Source organism: Trinickia sp., assembly GCF_051953405.1.
Classification (GTDB): domain Bacteria; phylum Pseudomonadota; class Gammaproteobacteria; order Burkholderiales; family Burkholderiaceae; genus Trinickia.
Genome location: NZ_JBQCIV010000075.1, coordinates 19709 through 45588 on the forward strand (window position 1 = coordinate 19709; position 25880 = coordinate 45588).

Sequence of the window (25880 nt, forward strand, 5' to 3'; positions counted from 1 at the left end):
CATGTGACATCTGGCCAATACGAAGCAACGCTACCAAGCATCGCCGCGCACGCTAGCTGCAGGCAAAACCTCTCGTATCGCGTTTGTCCGTGCGCAGCCGCGCAAGTACGGCGTTGGGAGATTCGGGTGGCTACATATCACACACGTTGGCGGCGTCTCCTGCACGACGAGCGACACCATCACACCATCACACCATCACACCATCACACCATCACACCATCACACCATCACGACATCACGACATCACGACATCACGACATCACGACATCACGACATCACGACATCACGACATCACGACATCACGACATCCGCGGCAGCGGTCATTCCAGCGCCGCGTGCCTTTATGCGCATAAACCGCTATCCAAATGGCTAATCCGTGGTGATCCCGCGACGAATTTATTGAAAATAAAATTCGACAAGGTAGAATTCGGCAATCTGTTAAGGAGCGAAAAAATTGGCAGCCGAAATCGTCGCGGTAACTCAACAGAAGGGCGGGGTAGGGAAAAGTACGATCGCTATGCATCTCGGCGCGGCTTTCCATGAGAAAGGTAAGCGCGTTCTGGTTGTCGATGCCGATGGCCAAAATACCTTGGTCCACTGGGCGAGCGCTTCGGCCGATGGCGATACAGGTATCCCATTTCCCGTCGTCAACTTGTCCGAGGCCGGTGGCCAGATCCATCGAGAGATCAAGAAGTTCATCGGCGATTACGACGTAATCGTGGTCGACTGTCCCCCGTCCATCACAGAGAAGGTCTCGGGCGTCGTATTGTTGGCAGCATCCATTGCAGTCATTCCGACCTCATCGTCGCCGGCGGATTATTGGTCGAGCGTCGGTTTGGTCAAGTTGGTTCAGCAGGCGCAAGTCATGAACGAAGACCTGCGTGCCGTGTTTCTGCTCAATAAGACCGAGGAGAAGCGGATGCTGACGCGTGAACTCAAGCGCGCGCTCGAAGACCTCGGATTCCCGCTGCTGAAGACCCAGATTCCCACTCGAGAAGCCTACAAGCAGGCGATGGCACTCGGGCAAACCGTATTGCAAATGAGCGACCGCGGCGCCAAGCTCGCTGCAGCAGAGATCCGCGCATGCGCGGACGAGATCGCGGCCCTGCTCCCCTGACTTTATGCGCATAAAGGACCCTCAATGAAACCCTCCAAGTTGGCCAAAGGCTTCCAAGCGCGCCCCGATACCACGAGCAGCGAAAAGCGTACGGCATTAGACCGGCTCAATGCGATCGACGATCTCGTCAAAAACGATACGCCGTCTCCGGTGAAACCGGCCGCCGTGCGGCCCGAACCGGTACTTCATGCTGTCCCGTCGCCCGTTGAAGCCGTCAACACTAACGAGTCGGCTCAATATCGCGCCTGGCGCGTCGCGAACGCCTATCAGCCCGGTCAAGTCATCGAACTCGATCTCAAAGCAATCAAGCCGAGCCCGTTCAACCCCCGGCACTTCTATCTGAAAACATCGATCGCGGAGTTGGCGGTCAATCTCGCGAAGCAGGGGCAACAGCAGGCGATCCACGTCATTCCCGATTACTCGAATGACGGCATGTACTTCGTCAGCGACGGCGGGCGCCGCGTCCGCGCCCTCAAGGAAGCGAACAAAGACACCGTCAAAGCCGTTGTCGTCGACTTGCCGATCGGGATCGAAAGCTACAAGCTCGGTTACGACCTCAACGTACAGCGCGACTCGCAAACCGTTTTCGACAATGCAGTCGTCTGGCGCCGGTTTCTCGACGAGAAGCACTTCCAAAGTCAAAAGGAACTCGCCGAACACCTCGGCCTGGACGAATCGACTGTTGCTGTCGCGCTGTCGCTCTCGAAGCTCCCCGAGTCGATCATGCAGGAGATGGTCGCGCGTCCCGATCGCTTCGGCTCGAATATGGCGTACCAAGTGGGCCGCTACCACTCCGCTCGCGGAGTCGATTCCACGTTACGGCTCATCAACCGTATCGTTTCGGACGATCTCAGCACCCGGCAAGTGTCGGACATCGTCAAAGGTCGCGTGAATCCTCAGGAGGACGTCAAGCCAGCCACGCGCCAACGTTACGCCCAGCGTATGGAGATCAAACTCGACGGTGTGGCGGTGGGGGATCTGAAATCGTACGGCGACGACCGCCTCGAACTGCGCTTGCGCGGACTGTCTCGCGATAAGCGCGACGACATCTTGAGGCAAATCGAACAGATGCTGCAGAAGAGCTGAACGAACGTAAAAGTACCGAGGCAGCCCCGACACGGCGGCTGCACGCAGACGGGCGCAAAAAGCGCGGTAGCGGCGCCTGCACAGCCACCGCTACCCCACCTACCCGATAGCCTGCGTGCGGCGAGCCGGACAAGACGGCCCCACGACAAACGTAAGTGCTATCGGGGGATGCCGGCAACCGCGGCATCGAGCCCGCTGCCGGGTCGGCAACGACCGCCGGCCACGCCGCTCAAGCTGCCCGTGACTGGCTCAACGTGAACGCCAATAAGTCGCCGTCGGTCGGTTCGCCCCAAGTCTTGCGCGCGAGCCAGTCGAAAAATGCGGTCTCGCCCAGTTTGGAACTCAGACCGCGGCGACGCCAATCGTCCCGCAGATGGGCGCCGAGTTGCGGAAGCATATCGTCCTCGAACGACTGCCGAGCAACCTCCTGTTCCGACTCACCTTGCTCTTCATACAGCACGCGCGCTTCTTTGCGACGATACGCAGCGTATTCGTCGAGCAGACGCGCCTTCAATTGATCGGCGGGCACAGCCGCCGCTAGCGCCTTGCCGGCCGCACCAGCGGGCTGATCGATCAGATCGACGGGCGGAGCATAGCCCTTCTTCAGGGCGTCCTTGAACAACGCCGGCGCGCTGCGGACAGGCGGCAGCGAGGTGCTGCGCATACGCTGTTCGGTCATCTGCAACGCGGCCCGGATCCGATTTTCCTCACTGTCCGCGTACAGCGTTTGCGCTTCCTTCAACGGAATGCCGATCTTCACCATGCGGTCGATCAGCGTACTGTCGAAGACGTTCGGATGTTCGTCGAGCGCGAGCATCGGCTGCTTGCGCTCGGTGACGCGGAACTGGATCTCTGCCACTCGGCGGCCTTCCCGGTGCTCGATCAGTTCCACGAAGATATTCGTGACCGCATTGACTTCCGCGATGGCCGGACGCAGATAGTCCCGCTTAAAGTACTTGTACTCCCGTTTGGCTTCGTCGCCGGCTTCCGTATCCGGGGTGCCCGACAAAATCGGACGCCACCAAGCCCATGACTCGCGCATTGTCAAATGGCTGGGGTTGGTGAGGTATCGCACGCAGATCTCGTACAGCGCCAGGCCGGCACTGCTACGCAATTGGCTCTGGAACTGCAAGCTCAAGCGCGCGTATTGAACCGGATCCAGGAGCTTCTTCTTGATCTTCGGCGCGAACGAGAATTCGACCCACACGCGGCGCGTGGAGGGATCTTCGAGGATTTCGGCATCCGCGATCAGGGTCGAGATGCCCCACTTGCGGCCGGGCTTCTGGCTCGACGTTCCCTGACTCCACTCCACCTGCACGGACACCATCCGCCGCAAGTGCTCTTTGACCAACGCCGTGTCGTTGGAGTCGAAAGCGGAATTCGCGACGATGTCCGACAACAGCGCGCGATAGGTATCGCCCGACTCGTCGGCCTGCTGCGCAACGGCCAGCAGCACGTTGAACAGCTTCCGTGTGAGGAGCGTGATCTTGCCGCTCTTCGGCTGAATAGCGATCGCTTCGACTGCCTTTCGCAATTCAGCGGAGCTGGGACTCACCACATCGGTTTTCTTCGCGCGCTTCGTTGCCATGCGTCGGTCGGGAAGGAAAATTTCCGACAGGATACAGAGTGCGGTGATGGGCGTCTACAACCGCCCTCTCACCCTTTGCGGTGAAATGGCGTCAACAATCACGGCTCACCTGGTCGGCTCCCGAAAAACCTCACCCCGATCATTGTTGGCGAGCGAACGGCGCCATTGCAGGGCGGACGATTGCTCGCCGAGCGCGCTCAATGCACTGGCGGCACAGACGTCGGTTTGTTCCCGTATCGGCTCACCGTCGCCATTGTCGCTATTTCGCGACGACCGACTCAATGGGAAATTCTGGACAAGACGCGCGCCGATATGGCCTTCGCGGGCGAGTCGATCGCCGAGCCGGCAACCCATGATTCCCCCTTGGCGGACCCTCGTTCCGAACGTGCATTGCGCGAACCGCCCACGTAAAACGTGCCGCGCGCGCGAGTGAAGCAGGTCCCGAACAAGCTCACCTTTTGACAGGCGGGAACGCAGTACTGTCGTGGGCTCCGGCGATCGCGATGCTGTCTACGAGCCGATCTGATCCCGAAAATGCTCACCTAACGACCGCATCGACAGAAAAATGGAGTAGACGGAATCTCGAACGACCATGCTCCCGCAAAACCTCACCTCAGCAACAGCCGGGCAAAATTCTTCAACCGGATCCGATACTTAGCATTCCCGCTTCGCGCACGCGCGGGTCGACAACTTGCTCCCGGATACACTCACCCTATACGAACCATTGGCCCGCGAGCCCAGCAAACCGACCTTAATCGGACGTTCCCGAAAACGCTCACCTCATCGATCGTCACGTCGTTTCCGCAAGGCTCACCAATGCGATGAAGTCTAGCGCTCAGCGAAAGTGGAGACTCACTCCGTTGGCGGCGAGGATTCAGTGTCCAATCCAACTCCCGAAAGCACTCACCTGTCGCGTGGCAATCGCCTGATTTCGAACCTCCACGAACGTCACTGTGATTTCCCGAAAAACCTCACCTTGCGGCACCCGTGTATCGAGCAGACATCGCCCAGCGGCCTACCTGATCCGAAATCCCGTAGCCTCGGCTCCCGAGAACGCTCACCTTTAGGGCTCAAACCGGCGTCTACGCCGATTTTTTTCCTGAAAAGGCTCACCTGCCGTGCGCGTTTCTTCCCGAAACGCCTCACCCACGCCTTTTTGGGGCGTGTTTTAACGACTCGACGAGCCGTTTTACGACCTCCCGCAAACTCTCACCTTCAAGAAATTCGCCGGTGCATGGTCCGCAAGGAGCGACGGGCGTTGCAGATGCATCCGCTCCCGAAACACCTCACCCTCCGTTGAACGCCTGTTTACGCACGTTCCTGAATCCCCTCACAATCTTTCCTGTTCCCGCTCACGCTCGCCCCCGAACCCCATCACGGAGCGATCCCGCGGTAGCTCACTATCCTTCCCGCAAAGCTTCACCCTATCGGCCGGAAAGCCTTGTCTGTCAAGGCTTCGCCGAGGCGTTAACGTTTTTAACAAGGGTTCAAGGGTGTTTACTTCAATTACTCTCTAGGCGCACCCCGCGTGTTCCCTGAGATACAGCACACTAAAAGCGGTTCCGTCCCGTGAAACAACGATGAAAACTCTACCCGAGGCCACTAATTTTTTAAAAACAAGAGGTTAGCCCACATTCCTCGCTTTGTTTCACGATATGCGGCAGGCCAGCGACAGCTACGCAGGCGCTCGATGCGCATCGACGCTCTATTGCAGGCCCCATCAAAGATAGAACCGATAAACGTATCATTTGATACGTAATCCGTTATTATCAACACACTTCTAACACCTCAAACGCCCCTATGACGATCGACGAACAACGCGACGCCATCAAAAGAGAACTCGAGGTACTGCGCGACAGCGGTGTTCATCGGCGCGAACTCTCGTTGCATGCGTGCAAGCGCTTGTTTTTTGACTTGGGTATCCGACCTTCCGCGGCTGCCGTGCGCGAACTCACTCAAACGGGAAGCGCGAGCGACATCCCAAAGGACATCGATCACTTTTGGGAACGGATCCGCGACGCATCGCGCGTTCGGATCGGAGGCGGCGCTATCCCCCACAGTCTCGAAGAAAAAGCGGGCGAATTGCTCGGGGCCTTGTTCGAGCATGCCGTTGCGCAAGCACAGCAAACCCTGGAGAGCGAGCGCAAGGCAATCTTCGACGAACTCGAAAACGCACAGGGCGCTTTGCGCGAGGCACAGATTCGTCGAGACGCGGCAAACGATGCGTTACAACGCAGCGAGGCCCGCGCAGACGCCGCGCTCGAACGCGTCCGAACGCTCGAAGCCCAGCTCAGTGCGTCGGCCGCGACACGGACGAGTCAAGAAGACGCACTCCAAGCCGCGGTGGCCAGACTCGAAAGCGAACGCACGCGACTCGAGCAGCAGATCGACGCGGAACGGGCGACCAACGCCGCCTTGCGCGAGCGCATCGATTCGCTCCACCAGGAACTGCGTCAAAACACGGAACACTACGCCGCACAAATCAAGGATGCGGTGTCGGAAGCCGAACGGCGCGTGAAGCCGATGCTCGTCGAACTAGACTCGCTGCGGAGCATGGCGTCGACCTACCAGACTGGTATTCGCGATGCGAGCCGGAAGGAATTCGATTTTATTCAACAGCTTAGCGCCGCTAAAGGACGAGGCGACCGCCTCGAGGCACAGGTACGCGAGCAGTCCGACGAAATCAATGCGCTCACGCGCGAACTGGCGGCCGTGCGCGAACAGAGCACGCTTTCGCCGGAATTGGCTGCGCTTTTACGTGCTTGGGCGCGAACGGGCAGACTGGCCGATGCGGATTTTGTCGTGCTCGGCACAGCGGTCGATGCCCTCGCGGAAATTCCCCCGCATTGCCCGAAATGCGCCGAAGGCGAGCCGGAGCTGGCGAGAGCGGACGACGGCTTCGAACTGCTGTGCCCCGAATGCGATCACTCGTCCGGGGTCAAACGCTCGCGGTTCGAAGCGGTGACCCGGTTTTCCGAGACAGCACGCACCGACAACGTCAATCTAAGTCATTGATTTTCCGCGGCTCACGGCACTCGGCTCTCGAAGGTGATAATTTCCGGGAGGCGTTAGGTGAGCATTTTCAGGAGCGTTCGGTTCAGCGTTGCCCGCTCGAAGGCCGTTGTACCGAGCCTTGGCGGCGGATCGCATCGCGCGGTTGCTCGAGTTGGGCGTCCTCGTACGCGGCCACGGCGAAGGCAAATGCCGCGGGCAATGCATTGGACCTGCCGAAGGTGGCGGGATCGTCCGTTTCGGGGTAGGTCATGTCTTCTGGACGTTTGAACAGATCGAGCACGTCCGGCTCGTGCCGACTGGCGAACCCGAGGTCCGCCAATGCTTCGGCTTCGATCGCGTGCAACAGCCGCCACGTGAGCGGGACGCCTTGCACGACGTAGCGTGCGGCGATATGACGGACGATGTGTTCTAGGTCGCGCGCCGCGGCCTGAAAGCGCAGCGCGGCAAGATCTTGTTCTTTCACAGCCGCTCTCCGAATATCGAGATACTGTGCAAATATACAGTATCTCGCCCGGACGGCCAATCGAGAGCAGCGACTCGCCCACCCCGATCATGTAAGACCCGGCCGCTCGCTACCCGGCTGGCCTGCGCCGCACCTTCCTTCCAGCATTACCCGTGGATGACGATGAGCAGCGCCTTGGCTTCGGACTTCCCGGCGTTGCGGATGGCGTGCGGGACGTCGGCCTGATAGCGCGCGGTGTCCGCGACCTTGAGGCGCTTCGCTTCCCCGTCCGCTTCGATCTCGATGGAACCGTTTAGAACCGTGAGATGCTCGCGCGTGCCGGGCTCGTGCGCATTCGATACCAGTGCGCCGCCCGGCTGCAACGTCAGTTCGTACCATTCGAACTTGCCCGCCAGTTCGATGGGCCCCCAGACGCGCAACTGATATTTCGCGTCGTGACCGTCGAGCGTCGGAATTTCGTGCGGCCCCGACACGGCGATGGTTTCGTGCGCACGTTGGGCGGCAAACAATTGATCCAGGCTGACGCCCAGCGCGTTCGTGAGCCGCCATGCCACGGCGATGGTCGGATTGGCCTTGTCTCGCTCGATTTCCGACAGCATCGATTTCGAGACACCGGCTGCGCGCGAGAGATCGTCGAGCGTCAATTTTCGCTCCATGCGCAGCCGCTGAATTTGCTCGCCCACGCGGGGCGGCGTCGAGGCCGCGGACGGCGTAGCTTGAGCGGACACAGGCGCGGTGCGCCGAACGGCGGAGCTTGCCATTTCGTTTTGAATCGCTTAAAGTCGTTCGCTATATCGAACTTTGGTTCGGAAAACTGGAATTGTTCGGCAAAACCGGACAACCGACTATAACAGCAATAGACGGCCGCTCGCACTGCCATCCGGTGCGAGCGGCTCCCATCCTGACAGGAGCGAACCGATGCGCGACACCTTCCTCGCCCACTTGCGCGGCACGATCGATCAGATCCGAGCCGACGGCTTCTACAAAACCGAACGCGTGATCGCAAGCCCGCAATCGGCCGACGTGCATCTCGCCAGCGGCGAGGACGTCCTTAATTTTTGCGCGAACAACTATCTGGGGCTCGCGAACGACGCCCGCTTGATCGCGGCGGCGAAAGAAGGACTCGACAACGACGGCTTCGGGATGGCTTCGGTGCGCTTCATCTGCGGCACGCAGACGGTGCATAAGCAACTCGAACGCGCGTTGTCCGCCTTCCTCGGGACCGAAGAGTGCATCTTGTATTCGAGCTGCTTCGATGCGAACGGGGGCTTGTTCGAAACGCTGACCGGCGAGAACGATGCGATCATCAGCGACGAACTCAATCACGCTAGCATCATCGACGGCGTTCGCTTGTCGAAGGCCAAACGCTATCGCTATAAGAACAACGACCTCGCCGATCTCGAAGCGAAGCTGCGCGAAGCCGATGCGGCCGGCGCCCGCTTCAAGCTGATTGCGACGGACGGCGTCTTTTCGATGGACGGCATCATCGCGAACCTCGCCGGTATCTGCGATTTGGCCGATCGATATGGCGCGATCGTGATGGTCGACGATTCGCATGCCGTCGGTTTCATCGGCGAGCAGGGGCGCGGAACGCCCGAGTTCTGCGGTGTGCAAGGGCGCGTCGACATCATCACGGGCACGCTCGGGAAGGCGCTCGGCGGCGCGTCGGGTGGCTACGTCGCGGCGCGCAAAGAGGTGATCGAACTGTTGCGGCAACGGTCCCGGCCGTACTTGTTTTCGAACACGTTGACGCCGAGCATCGCGGCCGCTTCGCTCAAGGTGCTCGAATTGCTCGCCAGCGACGAAGGCGCCCGACTGCGCCAGCGCGTGCGCGCCAACGGTGAGCACTTTCGGGAGGCGATGAGCGCGGCCGGCTTCGACCTCGTGCCGGGCCAGCACCCGATCATCCCCGTCATGCTCGGCGATGCCTCGGTGGCTTCTCGAATGGCCGATGCGCTGCTTAAGGAAGGCGTGTACGTCATCGGTTTCTCGTATCCCGTCGTACCGAAGGGCCGCGCCCGCATCCGTACGCAGATGAGCGCCGCGCATACGCCGCAGCAGATCGATCGCGCCGTCGACGCCTTCACGCGCGTTGGCCGTTCCCTCGGTATCGTGTAAGGAGCCCGCAAATGAAGGTACTGGCTAAACTCGAACGCGCTCCCGGGCTCACGCTGACGCAAGCGGACAAACCCGAAGTCGGTCACAACGACGTCATGATCCGCATCAAGCGCACGGCGATATGCGGCACCGACATCCATATCTGGAAGTGGGACGACTGGGCACAAAAGACGATTCCCGTCCCGATGCACGTGGGGCACGAGTATGTCGGCGAAATCGTCGAGATGGGACAGGAGGTGCGGGGGTTCGCCATCGGCGATCGGGTGTCGGGCGAAGGGCACATCACGTGCGGCTTCTGTCGTAATTGCCGCGCGGGGCGGCGCCATCTTTGCCGCAACACGATCGGCGTCGGCGTGAATCGAGAGGGGGCATTCGCGGAATATCTCGTGATTCCCGCCTTCAATGCGTTCAAGATTCCCGATGAAATTTCCGACGATCTCGCCGCGATCTTCGATCCGTTCGGCAACGCGACGCATACGGCGCTATCGTTCAACTTGGTGGGCGAGGACGTGCTGATCACCGGTGCGGGACCCATTGGCATCATGGCGGTCGCGATCGCCCGGCACGTCGGTGCGCGCAACGTCGTAATCACCGACGTCAACGAGTATCGCCTCGGGCTTGCGCGGAAGATGGGCGCAACGCGAGCGGTCAACATCGCGAAGGAGTCGCTGCGCGATGTCATGGCCGAGCTGCATATGACCGAAGGCTTCGACGTCGGCCTCGAAATGTCGGGGGTGCCCAGCGCGTTTACGGGCATGCTCGAAGCGATGAACCACGGCGGCAAGATCGCGCTGCTGGGGATTCCGCCGGCACAAACCGCGATCGACTGGAATCAAGTGATCTTCAAAGGGCTGGAAATCAAAGGCATTTACGGGCGCGAGATGTTCGAGACTTGGTACAAGATGGTCGCGATGCTGCAAAGCGGCCTCGACCTCTCGCCGATTCTCACGCACCATTTCGCCGTCGACGATTACGAGAAAGCCTTCGCCACGATGCTCTCGGGCGAAAGCGGAAAAGTCATTTTGGACTGGACGGCTTAGACGGACCGCTGCTCCGATTCGCGCTTCCTCCGCGGCGCCCGCATCGCAACGGGCGCCGTTTCGTTCTCCTAAGCAATCCGGCTGCGGGCCGAGCCTAGTCGTTCGCCGTCGGCGCTGCCGCCTGCTCGAATTCGGCCTCGATACGCACATGCACGTCGTCGCCGACCGCGGGATACCACGTCGCTAATCCGAACTGGGCGCGGCTGAACGCGCCTTGCGCCGAAAATCCGAGCGTGCCGGCCTTCGTCAGCGGGTTGCGCCCGTAGCCGTTGAAGGTGACGTCGAGCGTCACCGGACGCGTCACCGCGCGGATCGTCAAGTCGCCTTCCAGCTTGCCCTGCGCAGGCCCCGTTCGAACGAAGTGCCTGCCGACGAAACGAATCGTCGGGTACGTGGCGGCGTCGAACATGTCGGGGCCCTTCACCATCTTGTCCAGCAACGGCACTTTCGTATCGACACTACCCGCATCGATCGTCACGTCGACTGTGCTGGCGTCGAGTCCCCCCGGCTTCCAATCGAGCGCGCCTTGCGCACGGTCGAAACGCATCGCGAAGCGCGAGTACTTCAAGTGCTCGACATCGAACGTAATGCTCCAATGATCGGCATCGAGCTTGTATGTGCCCGCGGGCACGTTCGCCTCGTCGGCGGATACCGTATGCGATACGACGCGCAGCGGCGTACAGGCCGGTATCGATAGCGCCGCCGAGGCAAAGGCCGCGGCGGTCAGCACCGCGCGTACTGCCGCACAGGGCGTCATCCGACGCTTCGTCTTCGTTTTCATTGCGCTTGTTTCATCCAAGTGACACTCACCGTTCCGAGGGGAAGGACGCGCTCGCCGAGTCCCGTAAATGCTCACCGATCGGCCGATAGCCTATCGGTGCTTCGCCGGTCGATAAAGCATTATGATCGCAACGCGGCGTCGCCTCGCATCGGACGCAACGTTTGTCGTGCATCGTGTCGACTCGAATCGTCTCTCTATTCATCACGCACGCATGTTGCTGTAGTAGAGTGCGCGACGAACGGCGCGAAGCCACATGCGCCGGACGAAGAACAACTACCCAAGCCGGCGGCGTCCGGCATACGGAGCGGACATGCATTTCAGGATGGCGGCGGCGCGTACGATCGGCGCGCGGGCCGTGAAGGCTGCTTTGACTGTCGTGGTCGGCACGGCGGTCGTCGCGTTCGGATCGACTCGCGCGCAAGCGGCCGATTGGTGCGGCGGTGGTGTCTGGGTCGATGCCATGCTCGCCTCGCATCACATCAAACCGAAGAAATCGTTCGAAGACGTGAACCCGGGGCTCGGCGTCGAATGCTGGCTTAACGGTCAGTGGGCCGTCACGGCGGGCGGATTCCGCAATTCGCTTTCGCATCCGTCGTGGTACGGCGGCGGCGTCTGGGCGCCCGAGTTCGCGCATTGGGGCTTTGTGCGCTTGGCCGTCATGGGCGGACTGATCTCGGGCTACAACTACGGGCGCTACGGGTTCGGCCACGATCATTCGATCGGACCCGTCGCAGCGCCGATCGTCATGGTCACGTATAAGCGCGTCGGGATGAACTTCATTCTGGTGCCGCCCATTCCGTCGGATAACCTGCCGTTCACGATCGGCTTCCAATTGAAGGTCGGGTTCTGACGCGCGCCGGCTCCCGAAGAAGCTCACAGTTGAACATCGGCTAGGCGGCGCGTCGCGCGACGTATCGTTCGGTCCCGGATCACCGGCCACCTTCGGAGGGTGAGCCGAGGCGAGTCCCGTAGATACTCACCATTGCCTGCGTACAAGATCGCAGCACAGAGGGGAGGGCCGTCGGATGGTGAGCGTTTACGGGAGAAGGCCGAACGCTTGGCTTCGGTCGCACGCATCGCGAAATGGCCGCTCGAGCTTGGTCCGGCGTATCGATCGGCCTGTTCCGCGCGACCGAGCTAGGTGAGCTTTTCCGGGAGAGCTCGAACCACACACTACAGCCGGCCTTCAGGCCGGAGTCCCGGCTCACCGCCCTGAAGGGTGGGGTTTCGAACCGGAGTCCGTTCCACGATGAAGTGCGTCGATGTTCGGCTATTGATAGGCAGGCGTGCGAACGTTCAGTCCGCCGAACGCGGTTTCACCGACAAAGGTGAGCGTTTTCGGGGGCATGAAAACATCGCATCTTTAGCGTCTCGAGAGCGACGGCGCAAGTTGTATTAGCGGCGACGACTGCGGATACGTGCCGTCGTTAAAGGGCTCGCGTCTCGGTGGCCGATGGGGGATGCAAACGCTGCGGTCGCATCACGGGCGCGCTTGAGGTGAGCCTTTTCGGGAGCGGGCTTTCGACGGTTTCGGCCATGCGTTGGCCGCAACGCGCGCGCGCCCGTTCGATCATATCGATCGCGCAACGGCTACTGCTACGTTTTCCTTTTCGTTCTCCTCGATGGAGCGACCGTTGTCGTTGCTTCACGCCCTGTGAAAAAAAGAAACGGTTCTCCCGTCCCTTCCCCTCGGGATAGGCACGGCGAATCGGATCGCCCCTATCCCTTGGAGTCGACGCCAGGCCGCGGCCGATCGCGCCATTGGCCTGGAGGCGCAGGTGCAATGGAGCGAACTGGCGACCACGCGCGCCGTTCCCGATACCCGCATGGCATGCGCCGTGCTTATTCACCCGATCGAGCCTTCGTGTCGCCGTTTCGGCGAGCGAACGTCAGGAGCGGGTGGGCCCGATGCATTCGGCAAGACGCTTGGTTGGCCCGCCCCATTGCGGTCGGTCCGAATGCCCGGCGCTCGGCCTGCATGGCGAGTTGCGCCACGGGCGAATTCCTCGTGCGCGATTCCCCCACTCCCGGTTACCCTCGACGCGCAGAACAGACGAGCAGACGAGCGGCTGTTGGGAGTTCGCGCGCATCGAGCACCTCTTTGCTGTGGGACTCCCTATGAGCGACGCCTCTAGCATGTTGCCCAACAACGACGAAAAAGGTTTCCTATCCGGTGGGGGCGAGCTGGGAAGGCTCATCCGCGGCTACGACTGGCGTTCGACGCCGCTTGGCGATCCCGACGGTTGGCCCCAGAACCTGAAAGTCGCCCTATGCATCATCCTTAATTCTCGACAGCCGATGTGGATCGGTTGGGGGCCGTCTCTGATCTATTTCTACAACGATGCCTATCAGTCGATCATCGGCGGCAAGCATCCGTGGGCGCTCGGGCGCCCGACCTTTGAAGTTTGGCACGAGATTTGGGACGAGATCGGCGGCAGGCTGGAGCTGGCCATGAGCGGCCGCGAAGCCACCTATGTGGAAGCCCAGCCGCTGATCATGGAGCGCAACGGCTACCCGGAGGAAACGTATTACACGTTTTCTTATAGCCCGATTCCGAACGACGACGGTAGCGTCGGAGGCATCCTCTGCGCGAACACGGACGATACGCGGCGCGTGCTCGGCGAACGGCAATTGGCGCTGCTGCGCGAACTCGCGGCGGGAGCGGCCGATGCGCGCACGTGGCAAGAAGCGAGCGAATGCAGCGTCCGCGCGCTCGCCCGAAACGCCCGCGACCTGCCGTTTGCGATGCTCTATCTAGCCGAGCCCGGGACCGACGACGTGACGCTCGTCGGCGCGTCGGGTATCGACGCCGGGCACGAGGTGGCGCCAACTAGCATTGCGGCAGATGAACTCGAACGGTGGCCGGTGCAGGAGGCGCTACGTAGCCATCGACCGATTGTCGTGGACAATCTTCGAGAGCGCATCGCCGCTGCCTTACCCACGGGGCCGTGGCACGAGATGCCGAGACAGGCGGTCGTGATGCCGATCGTGCCTTCGGCGGAGTCGGGGCGCGCGGGCGCGCTGATCGTCGGCTTGAACCCGTTTCGCTTGTTCGACGAACACTACCGCGGCTTCTTGAGCCTCGTTGCCGGCCAGATCGGCGCCGCGGTGGCGCACGCGCAGTCTTATGACGAAGAGCGTCGCCGTGCCGAGGCGCTGGCGGAAATCGACCGCGCAAAAACGGCCTTCTTCTCCAACGTCAGTCACGAGTTTCGTACGCCGCTCACGCTGATGCTCGGGCCGATCGAAGACGCGCTGGCGGATACGGCGACGGCGTTGCCGCCGTCGCAACGGCAGCGCCTAGCCACGGCGCACCGCAACGGCTTGCGTCTGCTCAAGCTCGTGAATTCGCTGCTCGATTTTTCGCGGATCGAGGCGGGGCGCGTCGTTGCGACGTTCGAGCCGACCGATCTGGCGAAACTGACGGCCGAACTCGCATCGAATTTCGAATCCGCCACCGACCGTGCGGGCCTCGCATTGACGATCGACTGCGAGCCTTTGCCGCAGCCGGTTTATGTCGATCGGGACATGTGGGAGAAGATCGTTCTGAACTTGCTGTCGAACGCATTCAAGTTCACGTTCGAAGGAGAGATCGGCGTAGCGACGCGTTTATCCGCGGACGGCACCGCTGCCGAGGTGATCGTGCGCGATACCGGCGTGGGCGTTCCGCCGCATGAACTGCCGCGGCTTTTCGAGCGATTTCATCGCGTGGAGGGCCAGCGTAGCCGCTCGTTCGAAGGGTCCGGCATCGGGCTTGCACTCGTTCAAGAACTCGTCAAGCTGCACGGCGGCACGATTTCGGTGGCGAGCACGGTGGGCGGGGGCACGCGCTTCACGTTGCGGCTGCCGCTCGGCTGCTCGCATTTGCCGGCCGAACATGTCGGCCCTACGCGCACGCCGCCACTACGATCCGCTCGTGCCGACGCCTATGTCGAGGAAGCGCTGCGCTGGCTGCCGCACGGCGATGCATCCAGCGCCGATGCCGATGCCGATGCCGACGGCGACGCGCCGGCCGAGCGCGGCGACGAAATCTCGGAGTGGTCGTTCGGCCGAGGAACGATGGGCGCCCGCGTGCTGATTGTCGACGACAACGCCGATATGCGCGATTACGTCGGCCGCTTGCTCGGAACGCGCTGGGAGGTGGAGACGGCACAGGACGGCTGCGCGGCATTGGAGGCGATTCGGCGAAACAAGCCTGACCTGATCCTAAGCGACGTAATGATGCCCGGGCTCGATGGATTCGGTTTGTTGCGAGCGATTCGCGGCGATGCGCAATTGCGCCATTTGCCCTTTGTCATGCTTTCGGCGCGCGCCGGTGAAGAGGCTCGGGTCGAAGGGCTCGAATCGGGTGCGGACGATTACTTGACGAAGCCGTTCTCGGCCCGCGAACTCATGGCGCGCGTGAACGCGAATCTGGAGATGGCGCGTTTGCGGCGAGACGCCACGCGCGAATTGCTCGAAAGCGAAGCGCGCTTTCGAAACATGGCGAACCACGCGCCCGTGATGATGTGGGTTAGCGATCCCACCGGCTCGCTCTCGTATCTGAATCGTCTGTGGTGCGAGTTCACCGGGCAATCGCTCGATGAAGCGCTGGGCGCGGGCGCATGGCAAGCGCTGCATCCCGATGATCGCGATCCCTACGAGGCGTCCTTCGCGGCCGCTAACAGGAACGGGCAGGCATTCAGCGCCGAGTGCCGCGTGCGCCGCGCGGACGGCGTTTATCGATGGGCGCTGAGCGCGGCCGCACCGCGCTTCAGCGACGACGGCACGTTTCTCGGCTATATCGGCTCGATCATCGATATCACGCATCGTAAGGAAGCCGAACGCATTTTGCAGGAGGCGAACGTCGTGCTCGAACGGCGCGTAGCCGGCGCGATTGCCGAGCGCGTGCATACCGAGGCGCAGTTGAGGCAGGCGCAGAAGATGGAAGCGATCGGCAAGCTAACGGGCGGTGTGGCGCACGATTTCAACAACGTGTTGCAAGTGATCGCCGGCAATCTTCAATTGTTGAGTCGCGACGTCGCTGGCAATTTACGCGCGGAGCAGCGTCTGCAAACGGCGATCGCGGCGACCTCGCGCGGATCGCGTTTGGCCTCGCAACTGCTTGCGTTCGGCCGCAGACAACCGCTATCTCCGAAGACCGTCAATCTGGGGCGGCTGATCCGCGGTATCGACGATATGCTGCGGCGTTCGTTGGGCGAAAGCGTCGAGATCGAGACGGTGATCTCCGGCGGTCTTTGGAATACGTTCGTCGATACCGTTCAGGTCGAGAACGCGCTGTTGAACTTGGCGATCAACGCGCGCGATGCGATGCAAGGGCAAGGCAAGCTCACGATCGAAGCGGGCAACGCTTTTCTCGACGACACCTACGTCGCACGTCACGGCGATGTGGCGGCGGGGCAATACGTGATGGTGGCCGTGACCGATACGGGATGCGGGATTCCCGCCGAGCTGCTCGAGCGCGTCTTCGAGCCGTTTTACACGACCAAACCCGAGGGGCAGGGGACAGGACTCGGCTTGAGCATGGTGTACGGCTTCGTGAAGCAATCGGGCGGGCATATCAAGATCTACAGCGAAGTCGGACACGGCACAACGGTGCGCATTTATTTGCCGCGCGCGCGGCAACCGGAAGACGTCGAGACCGACATCGAGGCCGGGGCGATTACCGGCGGCAGCGAAACGGTGCTGGTGGTCGAGGACGATGAAGACGTTCGCGGCACCGTCGTCGATCTGCTGTCGGAACTCGGCTATCGCGTGCTGCGTGCCAAGGATGCGCAAAGCGCGTTGGCGATCGTCGAGAGCGGTGTGCCGATCGATCTGCTGTTCACCGACGTCGTGATGCCGGGTCCGCTCGGCAGTCCCGAGCTCGCGCGCAAAGCGCGCGAACGGCTGCCCAACATCGCCGTGCTTTTTACATCCGGCTATACGGACAATGCGATCGTGCATGGCGGCCGGCTCGACGAGGGGGTGGATCTGCTGAGCAAGCCTTACACCCGCGAAGCGATGGCCCGCAAGATCCGCCATGTGCTGCGCACCCAGACACGCGGCGCGGCACCGGCGGTGCCGACGTTGCCGGCGCCGAAGCCCGACGATGTGCTGCCTGAGCCTTCTCGGCTGGCTGCGCGCGTGCTGCTGGTCGACGACGACGCGATGGTTCGCTTCACGACAGCCGATATGCTCGGCTACCTCGGGCACGCGGTCACCGAAGCCGGCGATGCGACCGACGCTTTGCGGCTGCTGAGCGAGCACGCCTTCGACGTGATCGTCACCGACATTTCGTTGCCCGACCTCTCGGGCGACGAACTGGCGATGCGTGCATTGGCCCTGCAGCCGGGGCTGCGCGTCATCTTCGCGACCGGCTACGACGCACTGCCCGACGATAGCGATCATCAAGCGCTTGCGGGTGCCATGCTGCTGCGCAAGCCATACAACAAGGAGCGGATCGAAGAAGCGATGAATGCTGCGATGGCGGCGCGCCTGGCGGCGGGCGCGTCGTGTGCGTTGATCGAGGAGCGTGCGGGGGCGGCCGCCGCATCGAAATCCGCCAAACCTTTGCCGTCGATCTGACGCTTGGCCGCCGTAGCGCGGACGGCGGCCAAGTGCTCAACTGCTCGATCGTCGCCGAAGGTGAGGAAATTCGGGAGCTAGGTGTCGGTCGTTCGTCGAGAGCCTTATCTCCCGGAAAGGCTCACCTTATGCGAGCCGGCGCTTTCAATGGTGAGGATTTTCGGGATCACGTGGTCGATCGGCTTTTCGGTCGATCGGGCCGGATCGCTTCGTCTTTAACTGGACATGATGGAAAAAATTATGCAATGCATCGGTGAAAACGATTATGAGCGGAATATCGGAATGTCCGCGATCGCATGTTAATCGCGGATAAAATGTTCCACGATGCGCATGCGAGCGACGGCGTGCCGGCGGGTGCGCCGAGCCGGCCAGGTTCGGCGTCTCGAAACTCTCGAAGTGCTCGGCCGGTGCCGTCTATATGTGTGACAAAAGCGTTGCCGCGACGGGACTGCGGCGACGGCAAGCGCCGATCGGCAGCGTTGAACGGTCCGTGCATGCGAAAAGGTACACTGGCTTTTTGCCGGTTTTGCTTTTTGCCGATTTTGTATCGATAATTCAAGCCGACACCGCTTGACGACATCTTGCGCTGCCTTCAGGGCACGCGCTTGCGGGCGGCTGCAACCTATCGGCCGCGAGTCGAGTATGATTCGGCTCGGGTCAACGGGGGCATTTAGCGACCTCCGCATCAACCATAACCGGAATCATCGATGGAACAGCTTGAAGGCGAAGCTCGCGAACGGTTGATTCGCTGGCTGCGACGCCGCATGGAAGAGTACGGCATTACCGTGGAAGCCGTCGCCGAATCGATTTCCGCCGATAAGGCGGCGGAGCGGCCAATTCTTTATCGCGACGCGATGGGCAACACCTGGGACGGATACGGGGATCCTCCCGATTGGCTGCGCCGAGCCGTGGCGGCGGGCCAGCAAATGGATTTCTACCGCTGCGAAAGCTGACGTCCGACGCGAGCGCGCAAGACGTCATTCGTCTTGGGATGTCGGGGCCGTTGCCTGATCGGCCGGCCAATGATTCTCGAACACGCATTCGCCGATCGGCATCCGTTTGTCCCAATGTTCGAGTTCGAGCATCGGCTTCGGATAAAAGCCTTCAACGTGTCCGAGGCATAGGATGGCCACGGGCTTCGCGCCTGGCGGCATTCGCATCAGCGTACGCACTTCGTCGACGTCGAACAGCGAGACCCACCCCATGCCGAGGCCTTCGGCACGCGCCGCGAGCCACATGTTTTGAATGGCGCATGCAACCGAAGCGAGATCCATCTCGGGCATCGTGCGCCGCCCGAATACGTATCGTTCGCGGCCGTCCATCAATGCCATGACGAGCAGTTCGCCGCATTCGAGCATCCCTTCCACCTTCAAGCGCATGAATTCGTCGTGGCGCTCGCCGAGGGCATCGGCGGTGCGCACGCGTTCCCGTTCCACGGCATCGTGCAACGCCGCGCGCAGCGCAGGATCCGTGATGCGCGCGATGCGCCACGGCTGCATGAAGCCGACGCTCGGCGCGTGGTGGGCGGCATCGATCAAGCGGGCCAAAACGTCCGCATCGACTGGACCGCGCACGAAGTGCCGCATGTCGCGCCGTTCGTAAATCGCGCGATAGACTGCCGCGCGTTCGTCGTCTGCAAATTGCATCGCCATGAAATTGTGCGGTTTTTGAAAGCCGCGGGGGCGGCAATACGCGCAGTGTAAAGCGCCTGACCCTCGCGCGCACGGCAACGACGCGTTCGGGAATGCGCGTTGCTGTGTCCTATGACGAATATCGCAACCGACGATCCAATGGAGGACTGCCATGTCGCATGCAAAGCCTAGCAATGCCGCCCCCAGCAATCCGCGTCAACAGCAGCACAGCAAGCCGATGGGTCAGCAGCAGCAAAATCAGCAGAAGCGACCGCGTCAGCAAGGGGGACAACGGCAGCCGTGACGGTGCTGCGCAGCGCGGGACGCATGGCGTCTTCGACACGTCATGCGTTGCTTTTATTCAGGAGACCTAACGATGACCGGTGGGGCGAGGCTCTTCAGATAATGCGCGATCGCGAGCAAATCGGCATCGGTGTAGTACTGGGTGCTGTCTTCGATTGGCTCGACCATGCCGCCGTACGCTATGTTGCCGCGAGCGTGGCCGCTTTTCAGGAAGCGGGCAATATCGGCCTCGCCCAGGCGGCCGAGTCCCGATCCGGCGTCGCCGGTCAGATTCGGCGCGAACCGGTGCTCGCCGCTCCCGCCGGTGAGGAAGCGCGGCGCGGACTCGTCGTACCCGCGCTCTTCGTCGCCCCAACCGCGCGGCGTATGACAGGCGCCGCAGTGTCCCAGCGACTGGACGAGATAGGCGCCGCGCGTCCATTGCGGGTCGTTTGGGGCGAGAGACCTGAATCCGCCGCGCGGCATGAACAAGAACTGCCAACCATAGAGCGTCCAGCGCTGGTTGAATGGAAAAGCGATGTCGGCCGGCTCGTTCGGTTTCGCGACAGGCGGCACGCGGTACATGAGATAGGCATAGAGCGCGCGCAGGTCGTCGTCCGACATCTTCGAGAATTCGGGATAAGGCATGGCCGGATAAAGCGCTTTGCCGCCGCGCGCGACGCCGTGGCGGACGGCGCGCTCGAAGTCCCGGTAGCTGTAGCGGCCGATACCGAAGTGGCGGTCGGGGGTGATGTTGCTCGTCTTGATCGTGCCGAACGGCGATCCCATGCCGAGCCCGCCGGCGAAGGGCGCGCCGCCGTTCGGAGCCGTGTGGCAGCCGGCGCAATCGGCGGCTTTGGCCACGTACTCGCCGTGCGAAAGTAACGCTGCGTCGACGGGCACGACATCCTGCGCGCTCGGGCGAGCGTTGTGTCGCGCGCTGCCCATGGCGATCGCGAGAATGGCGGGCAAAGTCAGCACGAACAGATCGGTTGCCATGCGCGGCGGCTTTTTCATGATGTTCGTTTCCCCGAGGTGAGGCGCACGGCGCCGCGAGCAAACCGGGCCAAGTTTTCACCGCTGCGATGCCTCCTCGCCCGCGGTGCCTCGGGATTGAACCCGTGGCGCAATGTAGATAACCGCATAGTTCGGCAGCCAGCTCAATACGACGAAATACCAATAGAGTGCGTTCTCGCTCACATCGACGAAGAGTTTGCCTTGGAAAGCACCGCGGTATCGATCGTGTCGGTCACCCCATGCGTGGTGTGCAGCCCGAGCAAGAACCGGACGATCGAGCCGTCAGCATTCGCATACCCGGCGACGTTCAATCTCGCGAGCGGCATGGCCTTTGCAATGACATCCCCGCCCCGTAGCTGGGAGCAGGTGCCATTCCCGGCCGTGGGCGGCGAGCGGGATCGGCGCGGGCCACCGCAAGCGCAAAACGCTGCCAAACTGACAGGTATCAGACTCAGACGCGAGGCTGGGCCACCGGATGTTCTCCTTGGCCGCCCCTTTTTGCGTTTCCGAGCGAGGCTAGCCCATGAACGACACGCCGGTGTCCGAGCGCGAACGCAGCTGGAGCGCACGGACCACGTTGCAAATTCGCGAAGCGCTGGCGGGGCACCGCCGCGGCGTGCACGTGCTGCTGCCGCTGGCCGGGCCGGCCGTCGTCGTATCGGTGGCCTACATGGACCCGGGCAATCTCGCGACGAACCTGCAGGCCGGGGCCGGGTACGGCTACGGGCTGCTGTGGGCCGTCCTATTCGCGAACGTGGCGGCGATGCTCTTTCAGGCGATTTCGGCGCGGCTCGGCGTTGCAACGGGGGTGAGCTTAGCGAAGCTATGCGCGCGCAGCCTGCCGCGCCCGGTCGTGTTCGCGATATGGATCGTGAGCGAGGTGGCCGCGATGGCAACGGACCTAGCGGAATTTCTCGGTGGCGCCATCGGTTTTTCGCTCCTGGCACACGTGCCCCTGCTGATCGGCATGGGGATCACCGCCGTCGTCACGTACGCGCTCCTGTCGTTGCAACGGCGCGGCTTTCGCCCGATCGAGCTGGCGATCGGTGCGCTCGTCGGGCTGATCGCCGTGGCCTACATCGCGCAGCTCGGCTTCGTTGCCGTGCCTTGGCGGCCGGTCATGCGGGGCATGTTCGTGCCGACGGTGCCCGATCGCGAAGCGCTCGTCCTATGCGCCGGTATCGTCGGGGCGACCGTCATGCCGCACGCGCTGTTTTTGCACTCGGGGCTGACGGGCGAGCGTATCAAGCCGCACACCGAGCAAGAGCGAGCGGCACTCGTGCGCTATGCGAACGCCGAGTCGATGCTCGCGCTCACGGTTGCGGGGCTCGTCAACATGGCCATGGTCATCATGGCGTGCGGCGCGTTTCACGGCGGCCATCGCGAGATGACGGACATTGGCGCGGCCTACCGGACGTTGACGCCGTTGTTCGGCTCGATGGCAGCGGGCCTTTTTTTGACCTCGTTGATGGCATCGGGCATCTCCAGTTCGGTCGTGGGCACGATGGCGGGGCAAATGATCATGCTCGATTTCCTCGGCGTCTCGCTGCCCCTGTGGGTGAGGCGCCTCGTGACGATGGTGCCCAGTTTCATCGTGGTCGCGCTCGGGATGGGGGCGACGCGCGCATTGGTGCTCAGCCAAGTCGTGCTGAGCCTTGCCGTGCCGGTGCCGATGCTTGCCTTGATCGGCTTCGCCGGTAGCCGCGCCGTCATGGGCGATCATCGTCTGGGGCGCGCCATGCTGGTCTTCGCCGCGACGACGTTTCTCGTCGTCGTCGGGATGAACGCGTTGCTGCTCGCGCAGAGCTGGCCGTTTTCCTGAGCGCTGCAATGGGGCTGCACGCAGGCGCTTTCTCGTTCGGCCGTTTGCGTCGACCGTCCGGTTCGCGGCGACCTCGCGCCGTCAAGGTGAGCGTTTTCGGGATTCCGGTGACGGTGAGGTCTGTGCCACATTCTTGCTTCACTTAACCGGGGGTCTAACCGGCTGTCGAAGCGCGAAATGCATTCCGGCAGGACGAATCGCCCGGCTTTGACTAACGGAAAGCGGCCCTCGACCCGTCTTCGGTGAAGTATCGACCCATCATGCTCTTCACCGCGACGGGGCGGCGGACTCCCAAGGTGAGCGTTTTCGGGAGCACGCCGTTCCAACATTTGGGCAATGCGGATGGGGGTCCTCGTCAAGCTGGGATTCATGCGATCATCAACGGTTCCGACGCGGTTAGTGTCCTATCCCGCGAGTGCCTTCGATCGAAGCACTGACGGGACAGGACACTAGGCGCATCACCGCCATTGCGACTACTGCCGGACTGCGAGCCGGCTCAACTGGAGAATCCGACGATGCAGATCACGGGAGACATGCTGATTGGCGGCACCGCGGTACGCGGCACCGCCGGGACGCTGCGCGCGTTCGACCCGGCCCGTAACGCGGAAATCGAACCGGCCTTCGGCGCGGGCGACGCCGGCGACGTGGATCGCGCTTGCCGGCTGGCGCAAGCGGCGTTCGATCCGTTCCGCCAAGCGCCGCTCGAAACGCGCGCGCAGCTGCTGGACGCGATCGGCGAGCGCATCCTTGCGCTCGGCGATGCATTGATCGAGCGCGCTCACGTCGAATCGGCGCTGCCGAAAGCGCGCCTCGAAGGCGAGCGCGCGCGCACGGTGGGTCAGCTCAAGCTGTTTGCCCAGCTCGTGCGCGACGGCCGCTGGCTCGGCGCGACGCTCGATTCGGCGATGCCCGAGCGCAAGCCTCTGCCGCGTTCCGATTTGCGCCTGCAGAAGATTCCCGTGGGCCCGGTGGCCGTGTTCGGTGCCAGCAATTTTCCGCTTGCGTTCTCCGTGGCGGGCGGCGATACCGCGTCGGCGCTGGCTGCCGGCTGTCCCGTGGTCGTGAAGGCGCACCCGGCGCATTTGGGGACATCCGAACTCGTGGGCCGCGCGATCCAAGAGGCCGTTGCGCAATGCGGTTTGCCGGCTGGCGTGTTCGCGCTCGTGCTCGGCGTCGGCAATGCGGTGGGTGAGGCGCTCGTCGCGCATCCGGCCATCAAGGCCGTCGGTTTCACGGGTTCGCGCGGCGGCGGCATTGCGCTGATGAATATCGCGGCACGCCGCCGCGAGCCGATTCCCGTCTACGCCGAAATGAGCAGTATCAACCCGTGCTTCGTCTTGCCGGGGGCGCTGGCTGCGCGCACCGAGGCCATCGCGAACGGCTTCGTCGATTCGTTGACGCTCGGCGTGGGCCAGTTCTGCACGAACCCGGGGCTGCTCGTGCTGCTCGACGGCCCGCATTGCCAAGCGTTCATCGATGCGGCATCGAAAGCGCTCGAGAAAAAGGGCGCTCAAACGATGCTGACCGCCGGTATCGCCAGCGCATACCGCGACGGCGTGAGCAAGCGTGCGGCTGTTTTAGGGGTGACGCGCGTCGGACAAGGGGCGAGCACGGATGCGCCGCATTCGGCCTTGCCCGAGCTGTTTTCGACGACACAATCGCGTTTTATCGCCGAGGCCCCGCTCGAAGACGAGATCTTTGGGCCGACCTCGCTCGTCGTGACCTGCGCGAACGTCGACGAAATGATCGAGTTGGCCGAGCACGTGGAAGGCCAACTGACGGCGACGCTGCAAATGGAAGCCGAGGACGTCGAACTCGCACGCAAGCTGTTGCCGACGCTCGAACGCAAGGCCGGCCGCATTTTGGCGAACGGCTTCTCGACGGGCGTCGAAGTGGCGCATGCGATGGTGCACGGCGGGCCGTTCCCGGCAACGTCGGATCCGCGTTCGACTTCGGTGGGTTCGCTCGCGATCGAGCGTTTCCTGCGGCCCGTCTGCTATCAGGACTTGCCGGCGCAGTTGCTGCCCGAGGCCGTGCAAGACGGCAACCCGCTGAACCTGTGGCGCTTGCGCGACGGCACGTTCGAGCGCCCCTGATCGCGTTAGCCGCCCACGCGATAGATTCGGCCCGTTTGGGCGCCCTCCACGCTGCGGCAGTAGGCGAGCGCAGCGCGTTGCGCGCTCACGGGTTCGAATCCGCGGAAGTACGCGGCGAGGGCATCGAACGACTCTTCGAGGATGGTCGGGCTGACGAGGTTGATCCGTAGGCCGCGCGGCAATTCGATGGCCGCGCCACGGACGAAGCCTTCGAGCGCGAGGTTCACGGTGGTGGCGTTAATGCCCTCGCGGATCGGCTCGTCGGCCAAGACGCCGCTCGTCAAGGTGAACGAGCCACCGTCGTTCACATGATGCTGCGCGGCCAGCACGACGTTGACTTGACCCATGAGTTTGTCGCGCAGCCCGATCCAGAACTGATCTGCCGTCATTTCGTGAAACGGCCCGAAATGGACTTTGCCGATCGTGGCGACGACGGCGTCGACGCGGCCGATCTCATGAAATAGCCGTTCCACGCTTGGCAAGTGGGTGGCATCGACGTGGTAATCGCCGTGCGATGCACCGACTTCGATCACTTCGTGACGCGGTTTCAATTGCGCGCAAACAGCCTGGCCGAGCGTGCCGCTCGCCCCGATAACGACGATCTTCATGTTTGCACCTCGCTGAAGGAATGAGCGCGCCGCGAGTCTCGGCGCCGAAGCATTATGGACGTTCGTCGTGCCGGGTGCGTAAGGGAAGCGTCAACAAGATGGCCGCAATTGCTTTGCCCGCCAGCCCGAGGCCCGTCACGCAAGCGCCGAGGGCGAACACGTGCCACTCCGCCGGCAGCAACGGCCCTGTGAAGACGATCGAGGCGAAGCCGAGCGCAACCGTGAGCCAGCGCGCCCAAGCATGGCGCAACGCCACGAAGGCATAGAGCAAGCCGACGAGGAGGCGGGCGATCAGCGCGGCCGCGAGCGCGGACGAGGCGGCCGATGCGCCGTCTGTCGGCGTCGATGCGAGCTGCCCGAGCGGCAGCTCGATCCAGGCGAGCGCGTAGCTGACGCCTAGGCAAGCGAGCGCGACGGCAAATCGCCGCGCCGAGGCGGGCTCGAGCGGCGCTCGGCGCGTACCGCGCGCTTCGCGTTGACGTCGCACGGCGGCGCCGGGTAAGGAGGGGCTCCGGCGGCTCGGGTGGGTCGCATTCATCGTGTGCTCGAAAGGTAGGTGGGCACGAACTTCGTCTCTCCAACGCTCGAGCATGCAGCGTGCGCACTCGTTCCTTCATCGTAGCGCAGCCGAACCCAACTGCAAGCGCCC

19 protein-coding genes and 2 pseudogenes are annotated in these 25880 nt (G+C 62.6%); 11 read left to right on the top strand and 10 right to left on the bottom strand.

What is annotated here, in order from left to right:
• Positions 1–454: 454 nt before the first annotated feature.
• Entirely contained in the window at positions 455–1117 is a 663-nt protein-coding gene (gene parA / locus ACTHN9_RS12785; protein ID WP_440537134.1) for a ParA family partition ATPase, read from the top strand.
• Between the two features lie 24 nt (positions 1118–1141).
• Positions 1142–2203, top strand: a complete 1062-nt coding sequence (locus ACTHN9_RS12790) for a ParB/RepB/Spo0J family partition protein (RefSeq protein ID WP_440537135.1) — start codon at positions 1142–1144, stop codon at positions 2201–2203.
• Positions 2204–2432: 229 nt separating this feature from the next.
• On the opposite strand, the gene ACTHN9_RS12795 is transcribed toward ACTHN9_RS12790, so the two are convergent.
• Together ACTHN9_RS12795 and ACTHN9_RS12800 are read right to left on the bottom strand one after the other, a co-directional pair.
• Positions 2433–3791, bottom strand: a complete 1359-nt coding sequence (locus ACTHN9_RS12795) for a replication initiation protein (RefSeq protein WP_440537136.1) — start codon at positions 3789–3791, stop codon at positions 2433–2435.
• 105 nt (positions 3792–3896) lie between these two features.
• Positions 3897–4145 (bottom strand): hypothetical protein, encoded by a 249-nt coding sequence (locus ACTHN9_RS12800; RefSeq protein ID WP_440537137.1) that lies wholly within the window; start codon positions 4143–4145, stop codon positions 3897–3899.
• 1446 nt (positions 4146–5591) lie between these two features.
• Here ACTHN9_RS12800 and ACTHN9_RS12805 point away from each other — a divergent pair.
• Complete coding sequence (locus ACTHN9_RS12805) at positions 5592–6806, top strand: DNA-binding protein (protein ID WP_440537138.1); 1215 nt, start codon at positions 5592–5594, stop codon at positions 6804–6806.
• Between the two features lie 82 nt (positions 6807–6888).
• Here ACTHN9_RS12805 and ACTHN9_RS12810 read toward each other — a convergent pair whose 3' ends face one another.
• Both ACTHN9_RS12810 and ACTHN9_RS12815 read right to left on the bottom strand, forming a co-directional pair.
• Complete coding sequence (locus ACTHN9_RS12810) at positions 6889–7269, bottom strand: DUF2471 family protein (protein ID WP_440537139.1); 381 nt, start codon at positions 7267–7269, stop codon at positions 6889–6891.
• A 146-nt stretch (positions 7270–7415) separates the two neighbouring features.
• Positions 7416–8030, bottom strand: coding sequence for a helix-turn-helix domain-containing protein (locus tag ACTHN9_RS12815; RefSeq protein ID WP_440537140.1), 615 nt, complete (start codon positions 8028–8030; stop codon positions 7416–7418).
• A 157-nt stretch (positions 8031–8187) separates the two neighbouring features.
• Here ACTHN9_RS12815 and ACTHN9_RS12820 point away from each other — a divergent pair, with 157 nt between their 5' ends.
• Both ACTHN9_RS12820 and tdh read left to right on the top strand, forming a co-directional pair.
• Positions 8188–9387 carry a glycine C-acetyltransferase gene (locus ACTHN9_RS12820; RefSeq protein ID WP_440537141.1) on the top strand — a complete coding sequence of 400 codons (1200 nt, stop codon included), beginning with the start codon at positions 8188–8190 and terminating at the stop codon, positions 9385–9387.
• Between the two features lie 11 nt (positions 9388–9398).
• Complete coding sequence (gene tdh, locus ACTHN9_RS12825) at positions 9399–10427, top strand: L-threonine 3-dehydrogenase (RefSeq protein WP_440537142.1); 1029 nt, start codon at positions 9399–9401, stop codon at positions 10425–10427.
• Positions 10428–10521: 94 nt separating this feature from the next.
• On the opposite strand, the gene ACTHN9_RS12830 is transcribed toward tdh, so the two are convergent.
• Entirely contained in the window at positions 10522–11208 is a 687-nt protein-coding gene (locus ACTHN9_RS12830; protein ID WP_440537143.1) for a YceI family protein, read from the bottom strand.
• Positions 11209–11518: 310 nt separating this feature from the next.
• Here ACTHN9_RS12830 and ACTHN9_RS12835 point away from each other — a divergent pair, with 310 nt between their 5' ends.
• The 3 genes from ACTHN9_RS12835 (at position 11519) to ACTHN9_RS12845 (ending at position 18728) form a co-directional block, all read left to right on the top strand.
• The gene (locus tag ACTHN9_RS12835; RefSeq protein WP_440537144.1) at positions 11519–12058 is read left to right on the top strand and encodes a hypothetical protein; all 540 of its coding nucleotides are present in this window, start codon (positions 11519–11521) and stop codon (positions 12056–12058) included.
• A gap of 1268 nt (positions 12059–13326) precedes the next feature.
• Complete coding sequence (locus ACTHN9_RS12840) at positions 13327–17775, top strand: response regulator (protein WP_440537145.1); 4449 nt, start codon at positions 13327–13329, stop codon at positions 17773–17775.
• 707 nt (positions 17776–18482) lie between these two features.
• On the top strand, positions 18483–18728 hold the full coding sequence (locus ACTHN9_RS12845; protein ID WP_440537146.1) for an H-NS family nucleoid-associated regulatory protein: 246 nt from the start codon (positions 18483–18485) through the stop codon (positions 18726–18728).
• A gap of 24 nt (positions 18729–18752) precedes the next feature.
• Here ACTHN9_RS12845 and bluB read toward each other — a convergent pair whose 3' ends face one another.
• Positions 18753–19427, bottom strand: a complete 675-nt coding sequence (gene bluB / locus ACTHN9_RS12850; RefSeq protein WP_440537147.1) for a 5,6-dimethylbenzimidazole synthase — start codon at positions 19425–19427, stop codon at positions 18753–18755.
• A 151-nt stretch (positions 19428–19578) separates the two neighbouring features.
• Here bluB and ACTHN9_RS12855 point away from each other — a divergent pair, with 151 nt between their 5' ends.
• Positions 19579–19710, top strand: coding sequence for a hypothetical protein (locus ACTHN9_RS12855; protein ID WP_440537148.1), 132 nt, complete (start codon positions 19579–19581; stop codon positions 19708–19710).
• Positions 19711–19796: 86 nt separating this feature from the next.
• Here ACTHN9_RS12855 and ACTHN9_RS12860 read toward each other — a convergent pair.
• Together ACTHN9_RS12860 and ACTHN9_RS12865 are read right to left on the bottom strand one after the other, a co-directional pair.
• Positions 19797–20636 (bottom strand): annotated as a pseudogene (locus ACTHN9_RS12860) (c-type cytochrome); the annotation flags it as partial.
• 248 nt (positions 20637–20884) lie between these two features.
• A complete protein-coding gene (locus tag ACTHN9_RS12865) occupies positions 20885–21031 on the bottom strand; it encodes a hypothetical protein (RefSeq protein ID WP_440537149.1) in 147 nt (48 codons plus the stop codon).
• Between the two features lie 197 nt (positions 21032–21228).
• Between ACTHN9_RS12865 and ACTHN9_RS12870 the strand changes: the two genes are divergently transcribed.
• The gene (locus tag ACTHN9_RS12870) at positions 21229–22527 is read left to right on the top strand and encodes an Nramp family divalent metal transporter (RefSeq protein ID WP_440537150.1); all 1299 of its coding nucleotides are present in this window, start codon (positions 21229–21231) and stop codon (positions 22525–22527) included.
• A gap of 515 nt (positions 22528–23042) precedes the next feature.
• On the top strand, positions 23043–24623 hold the full coding sequence (locus tag ACTHN9_RS12875) for an aldehyde dehydrogenase (NADP(+)) (RefSeq protein WP_440537151.1): 1581 nt from the start codon (positions 23043–23045) through the stop codon (positions 24621–24623).
• Between the two features lie 5 nt (positions 24624–24628).
• Here ACTHN9_RS12875 and ACTHN9_RS12880 read toward each other — a convergent pair.
• Positions 24629–25252: pseudogene (locus ACTHN9_RS12880) on the bottom strand (short chain dehydrogenase); the annotation flags it as partial.
• Positions 25253–25283: 31 nt separating this feature from the next.
• On the bottom strand, positions 25284–25769 hold the full coding sequence (locus tag ACTHN9_RS12885) for a hypothetical protein (protein ID WP_440537152.1): 486 nt from the start codon (positions 25767–25769) through the stop codon (positions 25284–25286).
• Positions 25770–25880: the final 111 nt, after the last annotated feature.

Bases quoted from the DNA above. Each gene is read 5' to 3' on its own strand.
- ACTHN9_RS12865 (WP_440537149.1), bottom strand. From the start codon at position 21,031: ATGCCGCTCGCGAGATTGAACGTCGCCGGGTATGCGAATGCTGACGGC.
- ACTHN9_RS12790 (WP_440537135.1), top strand. From the start codon at position 1,142: ATGAAACCCTCCAAGTTGGCCAAAGGCTTCCAAGCGCGCCCCGATACC.
- ACTHN9_RS12840 (WP_440537145.1), top strand. From the start codon at position 13,327: ATGAGCGACGCCTCTAGCATGTTGCCCAACAACGACGAAAAAGGTTTC.
- ACTHN9_RS12820 (WP_440537141.1), top strand. From the start codon at position 8,188: ATGCGCGACACCTTCCTCGCCCACTTGCGCGGCACGATCGATCAGATC.
- ACTHN9_RS12855 (WP_440537148.1), top strand. From the start codon at position 19,579: ATGTCGCATGCAAAGCCTAGCAATGCCGCCCCCAGCAATCCGCGTCAA.
- ACTHN9_RS12795 (WP_440537136.1), bottom strand. From the start codon at position 3,791: ATGGCAACGAAGCGCGCGAAGAAAACCGATGTGGTGAGTCCCAGCTCC.
- ACTHN9_RS12845 (WP_440537146.1), top strand. From the start codon at position 18,483: ATGGAACAGCTTGAAGGCGAAGCTCGCGAACGGTTGATTCGCTGGCTG.
- ACTHN9_RS12870 (WP_440537150.1), top strand. From the start codon at position 21,229: ATGAACGACACGCCGGTGTCCGAGCGCGAACGCAGCTGGAGCGCACGG.
- ACTHN9_RS12875 (WP_440537151.1), top strand. From the start codon at position 23,043: ATGCAGATCACGGGAGACATGCTGATTGGCGGCACCGCGGTACGCGGC.
- tdh (WP_440537142.1), top strand. From the start codon at position 9,399: ATGAAGGTACTGGCTAAACTCGAACGCGCTCCCGGGCTCACGCTGACG.
- ACTHN9_RS12830 (WP_440537143.1), bottom strand. From the start codon at position 11,208: ATGAAAACGAAGACGAAGCGTCGGATGACGCCCTGTGCGGCAGTACGC.
- ACTHN9_RS12805 (WP_440537138.1), top strand. From the start codon at position 5,592: ATGACGATCGACGAACAACGCGACGCCATCAAAAGAGAACTCGAGGTA.
- bluB (WP_440537147.1), bottom strand. From the start codon at position 19,427: ATGGCGATGCAATTTGCAGACGACGAACGCGCGGCAGTCTATCGCGCG.
- ACTHN9_RS12835 (WP_440537144.1), top strand. From the start codon at position 11,519: ATGCATTTCAGGATGGCGGCGGCGCGTACGATCGGCGCGCGGGCCGTG.
- ACTHN9_RS12815 (WP_440537140.1), bottom strand. From the start codon at position 8,030: ATGGCAAGCTCCGCCGTTCGGCGCACCGCGCCTGTGTCCGCTCAAGCT.
- ACTHN9_RS12885 (WP_440537152.1), bottom strand. From the start codon at position 25,769: ATGAATGCGACCCACCCGAGCCGCCGGAGCCCCTCCTTACCCGGCGCC.
- ACTHN9_RS12800 (WP_440537137.1), bottom strand. From the start codon at position 4,145: ATGGGTTGCCGGCTCGGCGATCGACTCGCCCGCGAAGGCCATATCGGC.